This is a genomic window from Streptomyces sp. NPDC021356 (assembly GCF_040641015.1).
GTDB lineage: Bacteria > Actinomycetota > Actinomycetes > Streptomycetales > Streptomycetaceae > Streptomyces.
Window position 1 is genome coordinate 28,225 of the sequence record NZ_JBFACU010000013.1, and the last position, 15,330, is coordinate 43,554.

The 15,330-nt window shown below is 73.2% G+C and carries 15 protein-coding genes and 1 pseudogene; 7 read left to right on the plus strand and 9 right to left on the minus strand.

The window, feature by feature from the left end; translation table 11 throughout:
* Positions 1–44 precede the first annotated feature (44 nt).
* Both AB0G56_RS19105 and AB0G56_RS19110 read right to left on the minus strand, forming a co-directional pair.
* Positions 45–1,808, minus strand: a complete 1,764-nt coding sequence (locus AB0G56_RS19105) for an Ig-like domain repeat protein (protein ID WP_360970580.1) — start codon at positions 1,806–1,808, stop codon at positions 45–47.
* 102 nt (positions 1,809–1,910) lie between these two features.
* Positions 1,911–2,489, minus strand: coding sequence for a methyltransferase domain-containing protein (locus AB0G56_RS19110; RefSeq protein WP_360970582.1), 579 nt, complete (start codon positions 2,487–2,489; stop codon positions 1,911–1,913).
* A 279-nt stretch (positions 2,490–2,768) separates the two neighbouring features.
* Here AB0G56_RS19110 and AB0G56_RS19115 point away from each other — a divergent pair.
* Positions 2,769–2,930, plus strand: a pseudogene (locus AB0G56_RS19115) (LuxR C-terminal-related transcriptional regulator); the annotation flags it as partial.
* A gap of 110 nt (positions 2,931–3,040) precedes the next feature.
* On the opposite strand, the gene AB0G56_RS19120 reads toward AB0G56_RS19115, so the two are convergent.
* Complete coding sequence (locus tag AB0G56_RS19120) at positions 3,041–3,667, minus strand: TetR/AcrR family transcriptional regulator (protein WP_360970584.1); 627 nt, start codon at positions 3,665–3,667, stop codon at positions 3,041–3,043.
* 103 nt (positions 3,668–3,770) lie between these two features.
* Here AB0G56_RS19120 and AB0G56_RS19125 point away from each other — a divergent pair, with 103 nt between their 5' ends.
* Positions 3,771–4,817, plus strand: a complete 1,047-nt coding sequence (locus AB0G56_RS19125) for an aldo/keto reductase (RefSeq protein WP_360970586.1) — start codon at positions 3,771–3,773, stop codon at positions 4,815–4,817.
* Here the strand turns inward: AB0G56_RS19125 and AB0G56_RS19130 are convergent.
* Positions 4,766–5,902, minus strand: a complete 1,137-nt coding sequence (locus AB0G56_RS19130; RefSeq protein ID WP_360970587.1) for a winged helix DNA-binding domain-containing protein — start codon at positions 5,900–5,902, stop codon at positions 4,766–4,768. The two genes, AB0G56_RS19125 and AB0G56_RS19130, sit on opposite strands and share 52 nt — an antisense overlap.
* Before the next feature lie 169 nt (positions 5,903–6,071).
* Positions 6,072–6,494, minus strand: a complete 423-nt coding sequence (locus AB0G56_RS19135; protein WP_360970589.1) for a VOC family protein — start codon at positions 6,492–6,494, stop codon at positions 6,072–6,074.
* A 141-nt stretch (positions 6,495–6,635) separates the two neighbouring features.
* On the opposite strand from AB0G56_RS19135, the gene AB0G56_RS19140 reads away from it, so the two are divergent.
* The gene (locus AB0G56_RS19140; RefSeq protein WP_360970591.1) at positions 6,636–7,646 is read left to right on the plus strand and encodes a WYL domain-containing protein; all 1,011 of its coding nucleotides are present in this window, start codon (positions 6,636–6,638) and stop codon (positions 7,644–7,646) included.
* Positions 7,647–7,966: 320 nt separating this feature from the next.
* Here the strand turns inward: AB0G56_RS19140 and AB0G56_RS19145 are convergent, their stop codons facing one another.
* On the minus strand, positions 7,967–8,692 hold the full coding sequence (locus AB0G56_RS19145) for an SDR family oxidoreductase (protein WP_360970881.1): 726 nt from the start codon (positions 8,690–8,692) through the stop codon (positions 7,967–7,969).
* 182 nt (positions 8,693–8,874) lie between these two features.
* On the opposite strand from AB0G56_RS19145, the gene AB0G56_RS19150 reads away from it, so the two are divergent.
* Positions 8,875–9,723 carry a LysR family transcriptional regulator gene (locus tag AB0G56_RS19150; protein ID WP_360970593.1) on the plus strand — a complete coding sequence of 283 codons (849 nt, stop codon included), beginning with the start codon at positions 8,875–8,877 and terminating at the stop codon, positions 9,721–9,723.
* Positions 9,724–10,037: 314 nt separating this feature from the next.
* Positions 10,038–10,433: a DUF4440 domain-containing protein gene (locus AB0G56_RS19155; protein ID WP_360970595.1), complete on the plus strand. Its 396-nt coding sequence runs from the start codon at positions 10,038–10,040 to the stop codon at positions 10,431–10,433.
* Between the two features lie 699 nt (positions 10,434–11,132).
* Here the strand turns inward: AB0G56_RS19155 and AB0G56_RS19160 are convergent.
* Together AB0G56_RS19160 and AB0G56_RS19165 are read right to left on the minus strand one after the other, a co-directional pair.
* Complete coding sequence (locus AB0G56_RS19160) at positions 11,133–12,035, minus strand: HD domain-containing protein (protein WP_360970597.1); 903 nt, start codon at positions 12,033–12,035, stop codon at positions 11,133–11,135.
* A gap of 121 nt (positions 12,036–12,156) precedes the next feature.
* A complete protein-coding gene (locus AB0G56_RS19165) occupies positions 12,157–12,876 on the minus strand; it encodes a ScbR family autoregulator-binding transcription factor (RefSeq protein WP_360970598.1) in 720 nt (239 codons plus the stop codon).
* Between the two features lie 30 nt (positions 12,877–12,906).
* Here AB0G56_RS19165 and AB0G56_RS19170 point away from each other — a divergent pair, with 30 nt between their 5' ends.
* Positions 12,907–13,872 (plus strand): ScbA/BarX family gamma-butyrolactone biosynthesis protein, encoded by a 966-nt coding sequence (locus AB0G56_RS19170; protein WP_360970600.1) that lies wholly within the window; start codon positions 12,907–12,909, stop codon positions 13,870–13,872.
* A 257-nt stretch (positions 13,873–14,129) separates the two neighbouring features.
* Positions 14,130–14,903 (plus strand): HAD family phosphatase, encoded by a 774-nt coding sequence (locus tag AB0G56_RS19175; RefSeq protein WP_360970602.1) that lies wholly within the window; start codon positions 14,130–14,132, stop codon positions 14,901–14,903.
* A 231-nt stretch (positions 14,904–15,134) separates the two neighbouring features.
* On the opposite strand, the gene AB0G56_RS19180 is transcribed toward AB0G56_RS19175, so the two are convergent.
* Entirely contained in the window at positions 15,135–15,329 is a 195-nt protein-coding gene (locus tag AB0G56_RS19180) for a ferredoxin (protein ID WP_360970604.1), read from the minus strand.
* Between the last annotated feature and the right edge of the window lies 1 nt (position 15,330).

A 15,330-nucleotide genomic window follows, 5' to 3' on the forward strand; every position in this document is an offset into this window, starting at 1 on the left:
CAGGTCCGGCCCGGTGTCCGCCGTACGTGCCCGTGGCTGCCCGCTCAGTCGGTGACCTGGACCGTCACCCAGTCGGCCGAGGCTTCGTGCAGGGCGTCACCGGCATAGGAAACCGTGTAGAGGGTGCTGCCCGCGGCGGGCGGCACGTCGTTCACGGTGAAGCCGCCGTCGGGCCCGACGGCGGCGGCCGGCAGGTCGACGGCGCCCTTCTTCGTCAGCCGCTGGACGTCGACGACGGTCCCGGCCGGCAGGGGCGCCCCGGCCGTGCTCAGGGTGCCGTGCAGAACGACGCCCGAGGTGCTCGTCCCGGAGGGCGCCCCGATCGCCAGGTCGGTGGGCGCCTTGACCACGTCCACGGTCACCGTGGCGTCCGGGGCGGGATCGTGCGCGGCGTCACCGGCGAACGAGACGGTGTACGTGGCCTTCCCGGTGGTGGCCGGAGCGTCCTCCAGAGTGAAGCCGCCGTCCGGGCCGACGGCCGCCGCCGGCACCGTGTGGTCGCCGTCCGCGTCATGGCGTACCGCGGTCACCCGCACAGCGTCGGCGGGCGCCGGACCGTTGCGGCGCAGGGTGCCGGAGATCCGTACCGCCTGGCCCGCGAAGGGGGTGCCGGGCTGCACGGTCAGCGGGCCGTCGAAGGCGGAGTGGTAGCGCGCGTCGGGGTGGGAGATGATGTGCAGCCAGTACGCGTCCCCGGCGGCGTCGGTGGTCATCGCGAACAGCCGCGAACCGTCCGCGCTGAAGGCGAGACCGCGTTCGGCCACCCGGTCACCGCCCGCCGCCGCGTCCGTGAAGGCGTACTCCCGCGGCACCTCGCCCCGCGTGGGATCGGCCTGCTGCACCAGCAGGTCGGCCGAGGTGCCGTCGACCGCTCCCCCGCGGGCGACGAGCGAGCCGTCCGGGCTGAAGGCGACCGCGGTCGAGTCGGTGCCCGCGGGCAGCGGCCCGTAACCGGACGCGGCGTCGGTGAGGTCGTCGGTGGACAGTGTCCTGACGCCCGACGCGCCGGCCGCCACCGCCGTCAGGGCACCGTCGGGACTGACCGCGATGTCCTTGGGCCAAGCCGCCGGATCGGTGGAGGCGGTGTACGTCCGCAGGGCCAGCTGCTTGGCGGCGGCCGTCGAGGCGTCGTAGACACCGACGACCAGCTTGGGCGTGCCGTAGGTCGCGTAGGCCTCGACGATCTTGTCGGGGAGCCCCGGGGAGGTGGTGAATTTCGCGTCCACCAGCGAGTCGCCCGCCTGATCGTGGGCCCCGCCCAGGAGGCCGCCGCTGTGCAGCGCCTGCGGCTCGGTGGCGCAGTCCTTGGGGAGGTGCTGGTTGCTCATCCTGGTGAACCACAGCCGGCCGCCCGCGGTCCCGATGTCACCGGGGCACAGTCCCCGGAAGAAGTCGTTGCTCACCCAGCCGCCGCCCACGTAGGCGAAGGTGTCGGCGTTGAAGACCAGCACGTAACTGGACGTGGTCACGTAGAGGATGCCGCCGTCCGCGGAGAGCATCATGGCACTCGCGCCGTCCGTGGAGCCGGTGCGGACCGTCTGGAGCAGCTGCCCGTCGAAGTCGTACACCAGCACTTCGCCGACGGACGCCGTGAGCCCGCCCGTGGTCACGTACACCCGCCGGCGGGCCTGGTCCACCAGCATGCGCGAGTAGGAGCCGGTCGGCAGCTTGACCGTGAGGTCGGACGGTTCACCCGGTTCGGCCGCCTGTGCGGCCGGTACGCCGGTGACCAGCGTGACGGCGCACACCGCGAGCGCGGCGAGCAGCCCTCTCGTGCGTCTGGAACGGGTACGGCTGTTTCGTCTCATGTGGCTTCCCCCCACTGTCGTCGGAAACGCTCGCCGCCTCGCGGCGACGCCCGGAACGTAACAGGCCGTCAGGGCTTGTGCGAGGGCTTTGCGGGCGGTTGATCAACGCCTGGGCGACACCGCCCGGTACACGAAGGCGGGTGGCACGTTGGGCCACACCACGGAAGTGCGCTCCACCGTGCGGAAACACGCCCGGAGGCCGGCGGCGAGCCTGCGGCCGGGCGGGGTCCAGGCCGCGTGCGGATAGGCGAAGGTGGTGAACCGGCCGCCCGGGGCGAGGGCACGCACGACGGCGTCCAGGGTGCGCCGCCGCTCGGCCGGTGGCATCACCGTCCACGGCGGCCCCGAGACCACCGCGTCGACCGGACCGCCCGCCGCCGCCGCGAGTTCGGCGGCGGCACCGTGCACCACGGTGAGCCGGGGGTCCCGGCGGGTGGCCGCGAGCCGCTCGGCCAGGACGGGGTTGAGTTCGATGGCGACGAGCCGGGCCCGCGGCGCCAGCAGTTCGAGGACGGCGTCGGTGAACGCCCCGCTACCGGGGCGGAGTTCGACGACGAGCCTGGCTTCGTCCAGGCCGATGTGCCGGGTCATGGCCCGGGCCGGCCGACGTGAGCTGGGGGCCACCGCGCCGGTCATGAGAGGGCGCCTGAGGAACTGGAAGGTGGGGGACACGGCGGCCATGTTCGGCAACCGCCTCGTGGCCCCGCGTCATGTCCGGAACCCGGCAGGACGGTCCTTCGGGTCGGCTCGCGTAGTCCTGTGGTCGGACCCGGGTGACGCCCGGGGAACGACGCCGGGCGGCCCTCCGCCGCCGTGGCGTGAACCGGTGCTTCGTCTGATCGAGTCCCTGTCGCGCCGGCGGCTGCGCCCCCTGGCTGACCGACGCCGTCCTCGTCCTCGTCGCCGTACCGCCGGTGATCGGCGAACGGCCCGGCTGGCGGCCGGTGCGGGTGCAGGTCGTCGCGCGGTCTGAGCAACCAGGAGATCGCCGGGCGGCTCCACCTGGGCGAGACGACGGTCAAGACCCACCTGGGCCGGACCCTGGCCAAGCTGGACCTGCGGGACCGGGTGCAGGCCGTGATCTTCGCCCACGAGAGCGGGCTGGTCCGCGTGGGGGCGTGACACGGCCGGCTGCCGTACCCCGTACGTGTCAGAGCGACGTGGGGGCCGGCAGCGCCGTTGCCGTACGGTTCGCGGCACCGCGCCGCGCATCGCAGACCAGGCCGGGTCGGTCACCCGGACTGCCGTCCGTCCCGGGTGTACGCGCCTGCGCGTGCCGCGGTCGCGGCGGCCTCGGCGGCCCGGTCGGCGGCGGTCTCGTCGAGGGGGCCGCCGCTGATCAGCAGCCGGTAGTAGAGGGGGGCGGAGACGGCGCGGATCACCTCCTGGGCATCGGTGTCCTCGGGTACCTCGCCCCGGGCGGCGGCCTGCTGGACGCAGGGGGCCCATTCCCTGACGCGGACGTCGTAGAAGCGGTGCAGGGCGGCGGCCGTCCTGGCGTCGCAGGTGGCGGCGGCGACCAGTGCCTGGAACAGCGCCCCTTGCCGCGGGTCCGTCAGGGTGCGCTGCACCAGGAGGGCGTTGGCCTTCAGGTCGCCGAGCAGGGAGCCGGTCTCGGTGCGCGGCACGGACTGCTCGGCCATGTCCTGCAGCAGGTCGGCCAGCAGCCCCGTGACCGTCGACCAGCGGCGGTAGACGGTCGTCTTGCCCACCCCGGCGCGGCGCGCGATGTCGGCGAGGTCCAGGCCGGCGAAGCCCTGTTCGGTCAGGGCGTCCTCGGCAGCCCGCAGCACCGCCTCGCGCACCCGGGCCGTGCGCCCTCCGGGCCGTACGGTTCCCGGCTCGACCTCATCCGTCATAACGGCACTCCAGTTCCATTAATCAGCCGACCCTGCTACCTTGGTCGACAGCTAACGAAACTATAGACCCGTTAGTGAGGGCTGTCCGTGGAAGGGGTCAGACATGGAATACAGACGACTGGGCGCATCCGGACTCATGGTCCCCGCGCTGAGCTTCGGCGCCGGTACCTTCGGCGGGCAGGGCCCGCTCTTCGGCGCGTGGGGCACGACCGACGCACAGGAGGCACGCCGCCTCGTGGACATCTGCCTGGACGCCGGGATCACGATGTTCGACACCGCCGACGTCTACTCCGCCGGCGCCTCCGAGGAGGTGCTGGGCAAAGCGATCAAGGGCCGCCGCGACCAGGTGATCATCTCCACCAAGACCAGCCTGCCGTTGGGGGACCGGCCGGGCGACGCGGGCTCCTCCCGCTCCCGGCTGATCACCGCGTGCGAAGACGCCCTGCGCAGGCTGGGCACCGACCGTCTCGACCTGTTCCAGCTCCACGCCTTCGACGCCGGAACACCGCTCGAAGAGGTGCTGTCCACACTCGACACCCTCGTACAGGCGGGAAAGGTGCGCTACGTCGGCGTCTCCAACTTCTCCGGCTGGCAGGTGATGAAGTCCCTCGCGACCGCCGAGAAACACGGATACCCGCGCTATGTCGCCCACCAGGTGTACTACTCCCTCCTCGGCCGTGACTACGAGTGGGAACTCATGCCGCTCGCCCTCGACCAGGGCCTCGGCGCGATCGTCTGGAGCCCGCTCGGCTGGGGCCGCCTCACCGGCAGGATCCGCCGCGGCGCGCCGCTGCCGCCCGGCAGCCGACTGCACCGCACCGCCGACTACGGCCCGCCGGTCGCCGACGACCACCTCTACCGGGTGACCGACGCACTGGAGGAGATCGCCGAGGACACGGGCAAGGCGGTCCCGCAGATCGCCCTCAACTGGCTGCTCCAGCGGCCGACGGTGTCCTCGGTCATCATCGGCGCCCGGAACGAGGAGCAGTTGCGCCAGAACCTCGGCGCCGTCGGCTGGAACCTCACCTCCGAGCAGACGGCGAGGCTCGACGCGGCCGGCCACCGCCCGGCGCCCTACCCCTACTTCCCCTACGAACGTCAGGAAGGGTTCGCCCGCCTGAACCCGCCGCTGTTCCCCGCGCCCTGCTGAGGACCGCCCCCTGGAGGGCGTCCGAGGAATTCCGTCAGCAGGTCGGCCTCCTGCCGGACGAGCCTCTTCTCCTGGGCCGACAGGGTTCTCAGCGGTGTGACCCCTACGCGTCCGCACTCCGTGACCCACCTCGCCGCGACCCGTCCGTCGACGAGTACGACGCGCCGGCCCGCCACGGAGAGACCGAGGTGTGCGTCGTCGATGATGCGGCTGCGGTCGTGGTAGCCGAGGATCGCGTTGTCGAAGGCCGGCAGGAAGCGTACGGGGGCGGGGGTGTCGGCGTCCGGCCGCGGGGCGTCGGGCAGGTCGAGCAGTTCGCGTCCGCGTTCGTCCCGGAAGCCGACGAGTTCCCCGCGCAGCGCCTTGACCGCCCCGGGCAGTCCGGCCAGCCCGCTCCAGGCGCGGATGTCGGCGGTGGCGGCGGGACCGTAGGCGGCGAGGTAGCGGCGTACCAGGTCCCGGCCGACGGCGTCGGCGTCGTCCCCGGCAGGGGGCGCGAGGCTCGTGCCGCTCCTGCCGAGCCACGTGGCCAGCGGCAGGTTGCGGACCCCCGCGGTTCTCCTCCACAGGCCGCGCGGCGGCAGTTGAGCCACGGGGATCAGCGCGGCGACGAGCAGTTCGCCCAGTACGCGGCGGGGCGGCTGGGGCCCGCGGCCCTCCAGGGCGGACACGAGTTCGGCCATCGTGCGGGGCCGGCCGTCGGACATGACGGCCAGCCCCGCGGCGGTGAGTTCGTCCAGGTCGACGCCCGCCAGCTCGCGGCGGTAGGTGCCCAGCACCCGCCGGCGCAGCATCGTGTCGTGGCGCGGGCGCCAGTGGAGCGCGTCCGCGGCGGTGACCAGGTGGAGGGTGCGCCGCATCAGGTGGGTGCGCACGACCTGCCGTCGCGTCAGCGCGTCGTCGAGCCGGTCGGGGGTGAACTCCCGCATCCGCGACCACAGTCCGACGAACGGCTCCTGCGGTTCCTGCGCCTGGAGGCCGCACAGGTGCGCCACCGTGTCGGTGACTGTCGCGGCGCTGCGTTCGAGCAGGTACTGGCGGGCGAGGGTGGCCCGGTTGAGTCCGCGTGAGGTGAGAACGGTCATGGCGACCGCCTGCGCCGCGGCACGCCGATCCCGGCTCCGGCTGCGGCGTGCGGGCCGTCGAGCTGTCGCGTGAGCATGCTGTGATCGTCGCTTTCGCGTGAGGGGCCCACCCCCGGGCCGTGGGCGGTGCGTGTGCGGCCCGGGACGGGCAATGCCGGCGGGGGAGTGGTCAGCCGTTGTAGGGCGCGGTGACGTCCAGAACCCACGTCACGCCGAAGGGGTCGGTGAGCATCCCGTACAGCGGGGCCCACTGGGCCTGCGCCAGCGGGCGCACGACGGCGGAACCCTGGGCGAGCCTGTCCCACAGGGAGCGGATCTCCTCGGCGTCGTCCCCGCGCACCGAGACGAAGAACGGGTTCTGCCCCTGGTCCCAGGGCAGCTGGGAGGGCACGTCGTAGGCCATGACGTGGAACCCGCCGTCCCCGGCCACCTCGCCCCACATCACCCAGTCCGCCTCGGCCTCGTTCTGTACGGCACCCGCGTCCTTGTAGGTCACGGCGACGGACCGGCCGCCGAACACGGACCGGTAGAACGCCAGGGCCTCGCGAGCCTGGCCCCGGAAGTTCAGGTGGGTGGTGGTCGTGACGGACATGGCGCTTCTCCTCGCGATCGATGACGGGCCGCGGCCGGGTGGCCGCGGCCCTGGTCCGGAGCTGTCGCTCCGGACCCGACGCGAGAACCATTCCACCGGTAGCGGACAGGATGTGTCCTCTACCGGCTCCACAATGCTGTCATGCAGAAAACGTCCTCCCGGCTGCTGGCCCTGCTCTCGCTGCTGCAGACGCACCGCGACTGGTCGGGCGACGACCTGGCCGAACGCCTCAGTGTCACCGCGCGCACCGTGCGCCGCGACATCGACCGTCTGCGCGAGCTGGGCTACCCCATTCACACCGCCAAGGGCCCCGCGGGCGGCTACCGGCTGAGCGCCGGCACGCGACTGCCGCCGCTGCTCTTCGACGACGGGCAGGCCGTCGCCCTGGCCCTCGCTCTGCACACGGCGGCCGCCGACCCGGCCATCGGCGAGGACGCCACCCGCGCCCTGGCGACGCTGCGCCAGGTCATGCCCCCGCGCCTGCGCCACCGTATCGACGCACTCCAGGTCACCGCGGTGCGGCCCGCCGGCACGCACACCCGCGCGACGGCCGAGCCGCACCTCCTGCTCGCCCTGAGCGAGATCATCCGGGCCCGGGAGGAACTGCGCTTCGACTACCGCAGCCCGGCCGGTGCGGGCACCCACGGCACGGACGGTGACGGCACCCAGCGGCGCCGGGCCCAGCCGCATCACCTCCTCACCTGGCGCGGCCACTGGTATCTCCTCGCCTGGGACCCGGACCGGGGTGACTGGCGTACCTTCCGCGCCGACCGCATCAGCGCCATCCGCACACCCAACGGGCCGCGCTTCACCCCCAGACCACTGCCCGGCGACGACGCGTCCGCCTTCCTCACCGGCCGTTTCCGCGGTACGGACGGCACCACGACCGACTGGCCGTGCCTCGGCGAGGCCGTCCTCCACCTGCCGGCCCACGCCGTCGCCCCGTTCGCCCCCGACGCCGTCGTGGAGGCACTCGGCCCCCACCGCTGCCGCCTCGTCCTCGGCTCCTGGTCATGGACCGGGCTCGCCGCCGCCCTCGGCCGCTTCGACACCGAGATCGACCACGTCGGCCCACCCCAGCTCACCGCCGCGTTCGCCCGCCTAGCGGATCGCTGTGGGCGCGCGGCACGCGCGGCCACGGGCAGCGCGTGACCGACCGGTCCGGTTCGGCGAGCGGGCCGGCGAGCCGCTCGCGCATGCCCGCCTGCGACTTGGCCTGCCGGGCGGTCGCCAACCGGGGAACAGGAACGGGCAGTCCCGCACGAGGAGGTGAGTTCGCAGGCGGGTCCGCCGCCGACCACGAGCAACCTGCGCCCCGGCCGCCGGGCACACCGAGCCCGCGTGGCCCGCCCGCATCGATCATCACGGACTGACCGTGGGCGACGCCGAGGACGGCCACCACCGGCTTCCGGGCGTGGTCATATGGGCCGGGGTGTGGCGGCCCCGGTCATGAACTGCCGGGAGCCGCCCCCTCACCAGGGCAGCTCGCCCTCGTCGTCGAAGAACCGGCCCGTCGGGCCGTCGTCCGGCACGGTCGCCAGCCGGATCGCGGAGGCCGCCCCCTGCTGCGGGGTGCGCACTCCGCGGAAGCCGTTGAGGTCGGTCGCCGTGAAGCCGGGGCAGACGGCGTTCACCAGGACGTTCGTGTCGGCCAGTTCCTTGGCGTACTGCACGGTGACGGCGTTGAGGAACGTCTTCGACGGCGCGTAGGCGACGGAGATCGGCCCCGTCTCGGCGCCGGGCGTGGTCTGGCGCGTGAGGGAACCGACCGTGCTGGAGACGTTCACGATCCGCGGCGACGACGAGCGGCGCAGCAGCGGCAGCAGCGCGTTGGTGACGCGGATGACACCGATCACGTTGGTCTCGACGGCCGCCCGCACCCGGTCCACGTCGACCGTGGTGGGCTCCTGCGGGCCCCCGCCCGTGATCCCCGCGTTGTTGACGAGTGCGTCGAGCCGTCCGGCCCGCTCCTCGACCAGCCGGGCCGCCGCGGTCACGCTCGCGTCGTCGGTCACATCCAGCGGTACGCCGAACGCGTCGACCCCGGCGGCCCGCAGTTTCTCCACGGCACCCTCGCGCCGCTCCTCGCTGCGCGCACCCACCCCGACGGACCAGCCGAGGGCACCGAGCCCTGCGGCGATCTCGTATCCGATGCCCTTGTTGGCCCCGGTCACCAACGCGACCTTCTGCCGGTCCACGACGTCGGGCCCGCCGTCGGTCCGGCTGTCCGTCTCGCTGTGTGTCTCACGGTATGTCTCGCTGCGTGTTTCGCTCATGGCCTCCATGTTTCTGCCGCGCCCGGCGGGGCGTCCAAGACCGATCGGGTGGGCGGCGATACCGCCCGGGTATCGCTCGTGGCCTGCCCGGTTACGCTGGCGGGGTGGAGACACGTGAGCTGCGGTACTTCGTCGCGGTCGCCGAGGAACTGCACTTCGGCCGGGCCGCGCAGCGACTCGGGATCGCGCAGCCCCCGCTGTCGCGCGCGATCGGCGGGCTCGAACGGCGCTTGGGCGCCGCCCTCTTGGAGCGCGGCAGCCGGGGCGTCGCCCTGACCGAGGCCGGGGCGGTGCTGCTACGGGAGGCGCGGGCGGCGCTGGACGCCGTCGAGGCCGCCGAGCGGCGCACCCGCAGGGCGGCCCTGGCCGCGACCGGCCGTCCCGCCGTGGTCCTCGCCGCGAAGGCGGGCGCCTCCGGCGAACTGCTGGCGAAACTACTGGACGCCTACGCCGCCGAGCCCGGCGCCGTCGCCGTGGACGTCCTGCTGTGCGGGCCGGGCGAGCAGTCCCGGGTTCTGAGCGACGGCCGGGCCGACGTGGCCCTGCTGCACCGGCCGTTCGACGACACGACCGGCTTCGACACCGAGGACCTGCACACCGAGGCCCAGGTCGCGATCCTCCCGGCGGGCCACCCCCTCGGCGTCCGCTCCCACCTCCGGCTCGCCGAGGTCACCGGCCTTCCCGACCTGCCCCTGCCGCGCTGGCCGCGCCCGGACGGCACCTGCCCGGACGGGCCCGGCCCGCTGGTGCGCGACCATACTCAGCTCACCCAGTTGATCGCCCTCGGCCGCGCGTGCGCGGTCGTACCGGAGTCGGGAAGCACCGGCCTCGGCGACGGCCTCACCGCAGTGCCGGTCCCCGACGCCCCCCACGTCACCACGGTCATCGCCTGGCCCCCGCACAGCCGCTCGCCGGCGGTGGCGGGGCTGGTCCGCGCCGCCACGGCACTGTGACCGGCGGCGGTGAAGGGCACGACCGACCGCAACCCCCGGCCGGCGGGGGCGGCCGACGACGGCCTGATCCGGCCTGGCCGGTCAAGCGTGTCTCCGCCCTGCCCGGCGATTGGATGCCGCCCGATGCGCGCGCAAGCGTCGGGGCCGGGTACGGCAGACGGGCGCCCGCCGGATCGCTGGTCGCCCGTCGCGACGCGGCCCGCACTCAGGACCCCCGCCACTTCGGCCACGCCCCCGAGTCGGCGCCGCCCCGCGTGGCACTCACCCGCCCGGCTCCCCGTGTGCCGACCACCGAGTCGTCGTAGGTTTTCCCCATGACGGATGAGCACGAGCGGGCCGTACAGGCAGCCATCGACGGAGAAATGCGGCTCCTCGATCCCGAGGTGCGTGCTTCCCCGCCCCGGGTACGGGAGCTGCTCGACCCGGAGTTCACCGAATTCGGGGCCTCCGGCCGCCGCTGGGACGCGGAGTCGATCCTCACGGTGACGAGCGGCGGCTCGGTGTGCCCCGAGTCGCCGGTCGCGGTCAGCGAAATGTCCGCTGCCGTCCTCGCACCGGGCGTGGTCCACCTGACATACCGCGCCACCGACCAGGGCCGTCGCACATGGCGAAGCTCTCTGTGGCGCCTGACGGACACGGGCTGGCGCATGTACTTCCACCAGGGCACGCCGATCAGCGGAACGCCGGAGCCACCCCGGGGGGAGCGCTGAACCCGGAAGCGGCTTTCGGGCCGGCAACCGGGGCAAAGCCACTGGCATGATGGTGCTCATGCACCCGTACCGAAAGGCCGATGCCGCGTAAGCGGCCCCGCGCTCTGCGCGCCGGACAGTCTCTCCGTGTCGCGTGGAGCTTGCCTCCCGACCGGATCCACGGACTCTCCGCCCGAACCAGCGTAGCGATAGCCCGAGTAGAAAGGCTTTCGGGCGACTACTACGTCTACCCCGGCGCCACGGACCGCGCGCTGCGCCGGTATCGGGCGTTTCTGCAACCGCCGGGACGACGGCCCCTTTATCCGCGGCAGGCGGAGTGCGGCTGTCGCGGCTGCTCCTTCGACGACGTACGGCATGCGCGCGACGTGCTGGGCGAGGTCGTGCGGCAGTTGCCTGCGCGGCCCCGCGCCGAGCTTGAACGCAGAGTGCGTGTGCTGGACGACCGGTACGTGCGGCGCACGCTGCCGGATCCGTTCGCCACTGATCGGCAGTGGCGTTCCGACCGGTGGTGGCGCCGCCGTCTGCCGGTCGGGTCCGAGGGCGGCTGAGCCGTCGTCGGGGCCGGCACCCTGGCGCCGCACAGCGCTGGTGTTCGCCCCGTGAGGGATCACCGCCTCGCCGCCGGACCGGGGAGCCCCGTGTGTCACGGGCCCGAGCCGATTCGGCCGGACGCGCGGCGCCCGTGCCCAGGCGCCCCCGTCACTCCGCGAACGGTGCCGCCAGCACGAGGTCCTCCACGGTGGGCACCGGGAAGCCGGGGATGTGGCGGCGGCCGACCTCGGCGAAGGGGTGCATCAGGACCGACATGGGCTTGGTGCGGCACAGCGACAGCATCGTGTCGATCGCCTCTTGCTTGAAACCCTTCCTGGGGAAGGCGGCAAGTATCTCCTCAAGGGTGTCGGAAGGGATCTTCGGCAGGTCGTTCCCGGCGAAGTCCAGCCCGGAGCCGATGGAGACCATGGCGATCTCCGGCCGCTTCCGCGTCGCGATGCCGGTGTTGGTGTGCAGGGCGATCGCGTCCCAGACGACCGCCACACGGTCGGCCGGCATGCGCTGCCCCTGGAGGAACCGCTGCGCGGCGTCGGCGCCGTCGACCTCGAAGCGCTCGGCCGGGCTCTGATACGCCTCGACCAGTCCGAGGTCGTGGAGGACGGCGGCGATGAACGCGAGTTCACGGTCGTACTGCACACCGCGTCGGTCGAACAGGAGACAGCCGTAGAGATATGTCCGCATGACATGGTTGAAGAGGGTCTCGGAGGAGGCACGCCGTGCGAACGTCGCGGCCTTCTGGGCCACTTCACCCCGGGGAATGCAGATCCCCGCCACCGTGCGCGGCAGGAGTTCGGCGGTCCACGGCGTGCCGTCGCCGCCCGCGCTCGCCCGCGAAGCCGCGGCGGCGGGCGGAGCGGACACCGCCGTGGCGAGCGCGGAGGTCACCCCGATCGCGGCGAGCCCGAATCCGACGCCGACGCCGCGCCCCAGTGCCGCGCGCCGGGTGACGTTCTTCTCGCTGTTCTCGGCGTCGTTCATCTCGTGGTTCTTCCCGGCGTGCTCCTCGGTGTTCTTCTCGGCGTTCTTCCCGGCGTTCTTCGTGTCGGACACGTGCGTCACCTTCTGATCGGCGGTTGAGCGACTGTTGCGAAGAGCCTATGAAGGGCGCCGCACGGCCGACAGAGGCGAAAATGCCGACGATCCCCCGATTCTCGCCAGGCGGGGCCGTTTCTCACCGTGGCAGGGACGGGGATTCCTCCCTGGCCCGAGCGAGCAAGGCGTCGGGCGCGGGGTCGCGTTGGAGGCCCGGGAGCACCAGGTGCCAGAACGCGGTCAGCCGCTCCTCGATCAGGCGCCGCTCGTCGAGCGCGTCGGAGAGCGTGTGCAGTCCGAAGAAGCCGGACACCAGGGTCGCGGCGTCCCGTCCCGGTTCGGCCCCGGGACCGAGCGCCCCTTCCGTACGGGCCTCGGCGAGCAGCCGTTGCACCGTGGCGATCCAGTCCAGGAAAGGCGGCGGCATCTTCACGTCGATCGACCGGCGTTCGGCCCACAGGCGCGCGCCCGCCCGCACGAAGACGTCGTCACGGAACGCCCGCGCGACCGCGAAACTGAGGCGCACGAGGTTCTCGAGCGCCGGCGCGCCCGCGTCCTCGTGGCGGGCGATCAGGGCCGGCCAGGCGGCGAAGTGCGCTTCGACCACCGCGCGGGCCAACTGCTCCTTGCCGGAGTAATGAAAATAGATGGCGCCGCTGGTCCGGGCGGACCGTTCACTGATGTCGGAGATACTGGTTGCCGCGTAACCCCGTTCGAAGAACAGATGCGCGGCTGCCTGCAATACCGCCCTGCGGGTGTCTTCCGCCCGTTCGTGCACGTGGTGTTCCTTGCCCTGTGGGGAGATCGGGAAAGGGAATATAGCCCGTTTGCCGTAACGCCGGGAAGGCTCGACATGCACCGTCGAGAATAGGCTTATTAGCATCCTTCCATGGGCTCTGGGCGCAATGCGCGCGCGCCGCGCATCTCGGACGGGCTGCAGGGCACCGGCGCCGGTGAGACGTGCCTGACCCCCTCCAGCTGGTCCCGCACCGTCCCCCGCGAACTCGTCCACCGCGTCTCGGTGGCCGAAGTGCTGCTGACCGACGTACGGCACTGCGGCCGCTGGACCTTCTGCGCCGCCGCGGTGTGGCCGCGTTCGCATCCGACGTTCCCCCGCCGGCACGACGGCCGGCACAGCCCGTGGATGGTCGTCGAGACCGTGCGGCAGCTCGGCATCTACCTCCCGCGGCGCCACTTCGGCGCCCCCGCCACCGACAGGTTCCTGATCGACGACGTCTCGTACCGGATCGACCCCGCCCGTGAACCGCGAGCGCCCCACGGCGGCACCGAGATCGCCTGCCGGGTCTCGGTCACCCACCTGGTCGAGGCGCCCGAGTCCGGGCGGACGGCACGGATGCGGCTGCGAGCCGATTTCCTCACCGGGCGAGAGGTGTTCGCACGTGCGGACGGCGGGGCACGCTTCCTGACGGCCGAACGCTACGCGGCGATCCGTCACGCGCCGCGCCCCGGTCCGCCGCCGCCGCCGCACGCCGCCGCCGGCCGCCCGCGGCCCCAGCCCGCCCTGCTCGGCACGTGGTCGCAGGAGGACGCGCTGGTCGCGCTGCACGACGGCGCCCTGGTGGTGGACCCCGCCGACCCCCGCCACCCGTTCCTGTTCGATCACGAGACGGACCACGTACCCGGCATGGCGCTGCTGGAGGCCGCGCGGCAGGCCATCGCCCTGCGCAGCGGCGGACGCCTCGTCCGTCCGGTCGCCGGGCGGATGACCGCGTCGCGGTTCACGGAACACGCGCCGCCGGCCGTCGTGGAGGGCACACCGTACGGCCGTACCGCGGTCTTCCGCTTCCGGCAGGACGGCGCGGTGACGGCCAGGGGCGTACTCCGTTACCAGTGAGACGTCACCCACATGTGCGTATTGCGCAGGCAAACGACTACGGATGAGTCAGTCGAGCGTAACGTTCGTTATGTTCCGGTTGCGGATACCGGACGGCGCTTGTCCACCGCGCCGACTGCCCGTCTGCGCCCGCCGGCCGGCCGTGTTCGCCCGTGCTTCGCACTTCTTGCCCAGCGAAGCGCCGCAGCGGCCGAGTCCGTGCCGCTGACGGGCGCCCACCACCCCGATGGCACCTCACGCCAGGAACGGCGAAGCACATGACGAGACAGCACACCCTCGACCCCGACTGGGCACCCGAAGCCGTCGTCTTCGACTGCGACGGCACGCTCGTGGACTCCGAACGGCACTGGGAGCGCGCCCGCGGCGTGGTCCTGCGGGGCTTCGGCCACGCCCCCGGCCCGGAGTTCGCCGAGCGGACCAAGGGCCTGCACTACACCGACTGCGGGGCCCTGATGGCCGATCTGATCGGCAGGCCCGACTGCGCGCAGGAGCTGGCGGAACAACTCCTGGCGGCCTATCGCTCCCTGGTCGCACGCGACCCGGCGCCCATGTCGGGTGCGCGGGAGCTGGTCGCCGCGCTGAGCCGTACCGCACCGCTCGCCGTGGCCAGCAACTGCCCTGCCGACCTCGTGGAGTTCAGCCTCGAATCGGTCGGCCTGCGCCACCACTTCCAGCACGTGGTGGTCCCCGAGGGCCCGATCCGGCCCAAGCCGTACCCGGACACCTACGCGGAAGCCGTACGGCGCCTCGGCTCGAACGGCGAGAACGCGCTGGCCGTCGAGGACTCGGTCAACGGGCTCCGGGCGGCCAAGCGAGCCGGGCTGCGTGTGGTCGGCGTCGGTTCCCGCCCCAGTCCGGACGCCCTCGACCTGTCCTCGCTGTGGGTGCGCGACCTGGAGGACCCGGCCCTCCTGGCCTGGGCGAGCGGCCTGCCCCCCTCCGCGCCCAGGCGGCCCGGCGGCACGTGCGCGCCGAACGTGCCACCGCCGGGCGGCCCGCCCCACACGGGCTCGGCTGCCGCCCCGAGCTGAAGCGGCCGGCGCCGCCCCGGGCACCCGCCCAGGTTCCGGCCGGCCGACGACGAGGTCACCGTCCTGCCGCCACCGGGGGCCCGGGGCCGCCCGGGCGCCCTGCGGATCCGACCGCCCGCGGGGCGCCCGGCGCCCGCGACCGCGCGACGGACTCGCGCACCGCACGGGCGCCCCGGTCTGCCCACCGGTCTCCTGCTCCGGACGCGGACGGAGTCCCGGTGCGCCGGACCCTCACTCCTCCAGGAGCCGGATCGCGGCTGCCGGGCAGACCGCCGCGGACTCCCGTACTTCCTCCTCGTGCACGGGCTCCGGTGTGCTGCTCAGAAGCCGTACGATGCCGTCGTCGTCCTGGTCGAAGACCTCAGGGGCCATCAGGACGCACTGTCCGGAGGCGACACACTTGGGCTGGTCCACTTCCACACGCATG